The organism is Acinetobacter sp. YH12094 (genome assembly GCF_013419295.1).
Lineage (GTDB): Bacteria > Pseudomonadota > Gammaproteobacteria > Pseudomonadales > Moraxellaceae > Acinetobacter > Acinetobacter amyesii.
In genome coordinates this window covers 91,467-97,983 of the sequence record NZ_VPAK01000013.1, presented here as the reverse complement: position 1 = coordinate 97,983, position 6,517 = coordinate 91,467, and the positions used below count along the sequence as shown (strand labels likewise).

Below are 6,517 nucleotides of genomic sequence, written 5' to 3'. Positions count from 1 at the left end.
TGTTCAAATGGCGATTCAGCGTTTAATTGGTTTTGGGAAAAAAGAAGAGTTTAAGGAAATTTTGGCAATTTTAAGAAAGCAGAATCCTGATAGGATAAGGGTTCTGTGAAATTTGTCGTGTACAGAGGGCTTTTTTAATCTATTTTTGGGCAGATCGCTATGTCCTGCCAGACGTAGAAATGCTTTCAGGTGTAATTCGTATCATTGCAATTATTGGTGCATTTAGTCTGAATTATATTCTGTTTAAATATATCAAACAGATTAAATTGCTCGATTTAATATTACCACTAGCGACTTGCCTTTCTGCAATCCTCTGGTTTGAGATATTACTTCAGTCGAAAAATGAACTGGTTCATAGCTATCAATATGCTGCCATTATTTTGATTGTATTGGGTAATTTAAGTATTCATGTGCATTTTCGCCCTTCTATCATCACCTCAGCCATGATCACGGCAGCGATCCTTTTTGGCGCATGGCGCATTAATGATTTTGGTGATTTTACAATATTTTTATTGGTGTACGTTCGTGTGCTGCTGTTCAGTATGTATATCTGCTGGAACTCTACGCTCAACTCTCGTAAAACGTTTCTAAGAGCGCTGCTAGATGACTGGAACTTTCATACCCTGCGCAAAATTGCCCATACGGATGAATTGACCCAGTTAAGCAATCGTCGCCAATTTGTACATGCTGCAAATAAAAAAATCCAAGAAACCCCGATGACGGTCTGTACCAGTCTTTTGATTTTTGATGTCGATCATTTTAAAACGATTAATGATCAATACGGACATGATGTCGGCGATCAAGTGTTATGCCAAATTGCTGAAATTGCACGGAAAGAAATGCGTTTTTACGATATATTGGCGCGTTTCGGGGGTGAAGAATTTATTGTACTTTTGCCTTATACCGTCCCAGAAGATGCATTAAAAATTGCTGAACGGTTAAGACATAAAATGGAACAACATCAATTTCATATGGATGGTCAATTGGTGAAATTTTCGATCTCCATTGGTGTTTCCAAAATTGACCCTGACCACGCCAAACTTGATCAGTTAATTAAACAGGCCGATATTGCTCTATACGAAGCAAAACGCCAAGGTCGTAATCGGGTTGTACATTTTAATTCTATGAACTTTTGCAGCCAAGCTTTTAAGTAAATAAACAAATCAAAATGGAGAAAAAACAGCGAATCCATTACACTCAGAGCTGAAGAAAGAAAGATTAATTACAGCAAAATTCTCAGGTTATCTGCATGCTTAAATGGTTTGAAAATTTAGTTGACGCTTATCCTGAACAGGACTTGAATAAACCATTGCCGACAAAATTTTTCCCCTTTGTATGGCAAGCTGCGACGGGTGTAAAAAAATACCTATTGTTATTGGTACTCTGTACAGCAGGTGTAGCGAGTTTTGAAGCACTGCTTTATTCCAAAATTGGCGAATTAGTCAATTGGATCAGTAAGTCTCAACCTGAAACCTTTTTACAGCAGCACCAGACGAATCTGACCATTTTAAGCTTTATTTTATTGGCAAATATCTTCTTTTCTTGCCTTCAAACGATTATTAAACATCAGATTTTATACAGTACCTTTCCAATGCGCCTACGTTGGAGATTTCATAACTTATTACTGAAACAAAGTTTAGATTTCTTCCATAACGATTTTGCAGGCCGTTTATCTGCCAAGGTTATGCAAACTTCACTGGCTGTACGTGAGTTTTGGATTATTCTTGGTGACATGTTGGCCTATGTCTTCATTTACCTGATTTCGATCACCGTGATTTTAGGTGCTATATCGCCACTGTTGATTGTTCCATTATTACTTTGGCTGGCTTTATTTATTGGTTCTGCATGCTATTTCATCCCAAAATTAAGCAAAATTTCAAATGAACAAGCCAATGCACGCGCAGTAATGACTGGTCGTGTCACCGATGCCTACACCAATATTCAAACGGTGAAATTGTTTGCCCATGCAGGACGCGAAAGCCAATATGCCAAAGCCTCTATGAAAGAGTTTATGGTGACGGTGTATAAGCAAATGCGTCTTGCAGCAAAATACAATATCGCGACGAATTTGCTGATCATAGTTTTATATGGTGGTGTACTTGGAACAGCTGTTTGGCTTTGGATGGATGATCAAGCTGAGCTTGGGGTCATTGCAGCAGCGACCGCCATGATTTTAAAACTCAGTAGTATTTCCGAGTTTATGATGTGGCAAACGTCTGCCCTTTTTGAAAATGTCGGGACAATTCAAGATGGTATGAAGACTATGGGCCGCCCAATTCATATTCAAGACAAAGCTGATGCAACCGACTTAAAAGTACAGCAAGGCGAAATTAAATTTGAAGATGTCAGTTTTGCTTATAATGATAAAAAGGTCATCAATCAATTTAATTTAACCATTCGACCAGGTGAAAAAATCGGTATAGTCGGGCGTTCAGGTGCCGGAAAATCGACATTAATTCAACTTTTACTCCACTTTTACGATATCAACCATGGTCGTATTTCGATTGATGGCCAAAATATAGAAGATATTACCCAAGATAGCTTAAGAAAAAATATTGCTTTGGTGACCCAAGACACCTCGTTATTGCATCGCACGGTTGAAGAAAATATTAAATATGGCCGCCCGAATGCAACGGATGAAGAAATGTATGATGCAGTGCGTAAAGCGAAAGCTGATGAATTCATTCCTCAATTGATCGATTTACGTGGCCAACGTGGCTATGACGCATTTGTCGGTGAACGTGGCGTAAAATTATCAGGTGGTCAGCGTCAACGTATTGCGATTGCTCGAGTATTTTTAAAAGACGCACCGATTTTAATTTTAGATGAAGCCACAAGTGCGCTCGATTCAGAAGTCGAAGCTGCGATTCAATCGAGTTTAGATGATTTGATGCAAGGCAAAACTGTGATTGCCATTGCGCATCGACTCTCAACAATTGCGCAAATGGACCGATTGATTGTTTTGGATCAAGGACGTATTGCTGAGCAAGGCACCCATGAAGAGCTTGTCGCTTTGAATGGTATTTATGCACACTTGTGGCAGCGTCAAACCGGTGGATTTTTAATAGAACAACATAAAGTAGAATCAAAGGAAGATGAAAATGCTGTATCTGGAAGACCTTAAAGTTGGTGATCACTTTAGCAGTCGTGAATATGAAATGACTGTTGAAGAAATAAAAAAATTTGCCAACGCTTATGATCCTCAGGAATTTCATACAGACGATCTCAAAGCCCAACAGCACCCGATCTTTCAAGGGCTAGCGGCAAGTGGTTGGCATACTGCTGCTGTAACAATGCGCTTATGGACTGAATGTTTCCCTGTGGCTTATGGCTTAATTGGCTCAGAGTCAAGTCTGCGTTGGCCGCGCCCAACACGTCCAGGTGATAAAATTCGTTTAGAAGTTGAAATATCAGCAATTACTCCATCGAAAAGTAAGACAGACCGCGGCATTGTGACCTATGTTACGCAAGCGCTCAATCAGCACAATGACGTTCTCTATATGTCTACGACCAAAATTGTGGTCTTTTCCAAAGATTTTAAACCGAATTAATCCTTAACGGCCTACTTTACAACGCTAAGGTAGGCCGCTATAAATAATTGAGCCTAGTCAGTTTGTCCAACAATTTTTGTGGGATACAACACAGAATCATGCCAATATAAGCTTGAACAGAAGAAAAACCCGCATTGCAACGGAACGCTATGAAAACAATTAATTCCCGTCAGGATCAGGGTATTCCCGGAGTATATGGATTGCTCCTTTTAGATGTGGTCTCTCGATGGGGCTACACTGCAGAGACATTATTTAGTCCCTTCGGATTAAACAGCGAACAATTGGCTGAACCAGATTTCCGTATTCCAACACCCATCGCCAATCAATTGGTAGAGCACGCACTACGTTTAACTGGTGAGCCAACATTAGGTTTTCATTTAGGCAACCAAATGCGCATCTCGATTCATGGTTTTATTGGCTATGCCATCATGACGGCGAAGGACATAACCGATGCCTTAGTCTTGGCAAACCGTTTTATTCAGTTACGCATGCCCTTTTTACAGCTTTTTTTCTCAACTTTTGGAACCAAAGCGACTGTTCAACTACAAACAGACGTTACGATTGAGCCTTTACGTACTGAGATTTCAATTGCCTTAATTTTTGGCATGATCAGCATGGGTAAAGCAATTACCGGTGTGGATTATTCTGCTGGTGAAATTGATTTTGATTTCCCTCAACCTGAAGGTTTTGAGCGGTTTATTGCCAAATATCCACGACACCAATTTAGATTTGATCAGCCACACCTTTTACTTAGTTTTGATAAGCAATATTTAACCAATAAATTGGTCCATGCAGACCCGATTGCCAGTCAAATCGCGATTAATCAATGTGAAGCTGAACTCTCCGCTTTGGGCGAACGTCACCGTATTGCCATGCGCGTTCGTGATATTTTAACCAACTCTGAGCAGCACTATTTAAGTATCGAAAGTGTTGCTGAACGGCTACACATGTCCGATCGAACCCTTAAACGCCAACTTGCTGCCGAAGGGACTTCATTTTCAACATTGGTTGACGAAGTTCGCTACCGTCATGCTACTTCGCTCCTGTCACGAACTGATTTTACCTTAGAGCAAATTGCTGATGAATTGGGCTATAGCGATGTCGCCAATTTTAGCCGTGCTTTTAAGCGTTGGAGTGGTCGTAGCCCAAGCAATTGGCGTAAAGATCCGTACTTATAAGTCTTTTGTTTTAAGTAAAAAGCATGTATAACTCATGCCAAAAATGAATTTAATGGATTTAAGGAGTTATCAATGAATCATCCTTCAGATTTAAAGTACGCAAGTACACATGAATGGGTGCGAATTGAAGGTGACCTTGTTGTTACAGGCATTTCTGATCATGCACAAGACGCATTGGGTGATTTAGTTTATGTTGAAGCACCAGATGTGGGTCAACATATCACTGCTGGCGAACAAGCGGGTGTGGTCGAGTCGGTAAAAACCGCTTCTGATATTCATGCACCGGTTTCTGGTGTGGTTGTTGAAGTCAATCCAGACCTTGAAGATGATCCTGATTTTGTAAACGATGCGCCTTATAGCAAAGGCTGGATTTATAAAATTAAACCAGACAATATGGCTGATGTAGATGCTTTATTGACCAGCGAACAATACGAAGCTGGTCTGTAAATATTTCTAATATCTAAAAAATCAGCCATCAGGCTGATTTTTTTATTTCAATATGATAGCTGAATTGGCTTATATACCATTTGTATGAATATGCAGCTTATATTTCTTCAGAAACTTCGGTACTTTCAGGTTCTTCTTTCTTTTCTTCAACCATACTAAAAGATTGTGCTGCCGATGAAGTACCATTTGCACGTGAACTTTTCAGTTTAATTTGCAAACGTAATTCATTGGTTGAATCGGCATTTCTTAAGGCCTCTTCATAAGAAATTGCGCCGTCATTATATAAATCAAATAAAGCTTGGTCGAAAGTTTGCATCCCAAGTTCACGAGATTTTGCCATGATCGCTTTTAGTTCATGAAACTCACCTTTCAAAATCAAATCTGAAATGAGCGGTGTGTTTAACATAATTTCAACGGCTGCACGGCGTCCTTTACCATTTTCAGTCCGGATTAACCGTTGCGAAACAATCGCTTTCATATTACTCGATAAATCCATAAGCAATTGATTTCTTCGCTCTTCTGGGAAGAAGTTAATGATTCGATCTAGGGTTTGATTGGCGTTATTTGAATGTAGCGTACCTAAACATAGATGACCTGTTTCAGCAAAGGCAATCGCATGTTCCATAGTCTCGGTATCACGAATTTCACCGATTAAAATCACATCTGGTGCTTGTCGCAGGGTGTTTTTTAAGGCGTTATGCCACGAATGACTATCTACACCAACCTCACGATGCGTAATCATGGATTTTTTATGCTTATGCACATATTCCACTGGGTCTTCAACAGTGATGATATGTCCTGCGCTGTTTTCATTTCGATAATCAATCAGCGCCGCTAAAGAGGTTGATTTCCCTGAACCTGTTCCGCCAACCACTAAAACCAAACCACGTTTTTCCATAATTACATGCTTAAGCGAAGCCGGTAATTTAAGACTTTCAAAGTTTGGAATTTCTGCGGTAATGGTACGAATGACCATGCCTACATGTAACTGTTGCTGAAATACATTGACACGAAAACGCGAAACGTTTGGCACACTAATCGCAAAGTTACATTCTAATTCTGTTTCAAACTCTTTGCGCTGCTTCTCATTCATCAGACTATAGGCGAAAAGCTTTGTTTTCTCAGCATCAAGCTCTTGCTGCCCAAAGGGTTTCATCATGCCTTGATGTTTAATACTTGGTGGAAAATCTGCCGTAATAAATAAATCAGAACCACCATATTCAACTACTTTTGTTAACATGTGGAACATAAAACGGCGTGCTTCTTCCAGCAATTCAGCAGTGTACATCAACTTCCCCAATATAAAATTTCAAACACCCAAGCACAGATTGTCATTATTTC

Annotated in this window: 6 protein-coding genes; 5 read left to right on the top strand and 1 reads right to left on the bottom strand. The window is 39.8% G+C overall.

All coding sequences use genetic code 11. The annotated features are described in order from the left end of the window. The first annotated feature begins 179 nt into the window (after window positions 1–179). The 5 genes from FTU34_RS11480 (at window position 180) to gcvH (ending at window position 5,176) form a co-directional block, all read left to right on the top strand. Window positions 180–1,154, top strand: a complete 975-nt coding sequence (locus FTU34_RS11480) for a GGDEF domain-containing protein (protein WP_180035756.1) — start codon at window positions 180–182, stop codon at window positions 1,152–1,154. A 95-nt stretch (window positions 1,155–1,249) separates the two neighbouring features. Continuing rightward, window positions 1,250–3,124, top strand: a complete 1,875-nt coding sequence (locus FTU34_RS11475; RefSeq protein WP_180035755.1) for an ABC transporter ATP-binding protein — start codon at window positions 1,250–1,252, stop codon at window positions 3,122–3,124. Beyond that, entirely contained in the window at window positions 3,102–3,551 is a 450-nt protein-coding gene (locus FTU34_RS11470; RefSeq protein WP_180035754.1) for a MaoC family dehydratase, read from the top strand. Before FTU34_RS11475 ends, FTU34_RS11470 begins: the two co-directional genes overlap by 23 nt. Before the next feature lie 149 nt (window positions 3,552–3,700). Then, window positions 3,701–4,729 (top strand): AraC family transcriptional regulator, encoded by a 1,029-nt coding sequence (locus tag FTU34_RS11465; protein ID WP_078190954.1) that lies wholly within the window; start codon window positions 3,701–3,703, stop codon window positions 4,727–4,729. 72 nt (window positions 4,730–4,801) lie between these two features. Beyond that, complete coding sequence (gcvH, locus tag FTU34_RS11460; RefSeq protein ID WP_078193810.1) at window positions 4,802–5,176, top strand: glycine cleavage system protein GcvH; 375 nt, start codon at window positions 4,802–4,804, stop codon at window positions 5,174–5,176. A gap of 97 nt (window positions 5,177–5,273) precedes the next feature. On the opposite strand, the gene FTU34_RS11455 is transcribed toward gcvH, so the two are convergent. Beyond that, the gene (locus tag FTU34_RS11455) at window positions 5,274–6,464 is read right to left on the bottom strand and encodes a PilT/PilU family type 4a pilus ATPase (RefSeq protein WP_180035753.1); all 1,191 of its coding nucleotides are present in this window, start codon (window positions 6,462–6,464) and stop codon (window positions 5,274–5,276) included. Window positions 6,465–6,517 lie beyond the last annotated feature (53 nt).

Bases quoted from the DNA above. Each gene is read 5' to 3' on its own strand.
- FTU34_RS11480 (WP_180035756.1), top strand. From the start codon at position 180: ATGCTTTCAGGTGTAATTCGTATCATTGCAATTATTGGTGCATTTAGT.
- FTU34_RS11475 (WP_180035755.1), top strand. From the start codon at position 1,250: ATGCTTAAATGGTTTGAAAATTTAGTTGACGCTTATCCTGAACAGGAC.
- FTU34_RS11470 (WP_180035754.1), top strand. From the start codon at position 3,102: ATGCTGTATCTGGAAGACCTTAAAGTTGGTGATCACTTTAGCAGTCGT.
- FTU34_RS11465 (WP_078190954.1), top strand. From the start codon at position 3,701: ATGAAAACAATTAATTCCCGTCAGGATCAGGGTATTCCCGGAGTATAT.
- gcvH (WP_078193810.1), top strand. From the start codon at position 4,802: ATGAATCATCCTTCAGATTTAAAGTACGCAAGTACACATGAATGGGTG.
- FTU34_RS11455 (WP_180035753.1), bottom strand. From the start codon at position 6,464: ATGTACACTGCTGAATTGCTGGAAGAAGCACGCCGTTTTATGTTCCAC.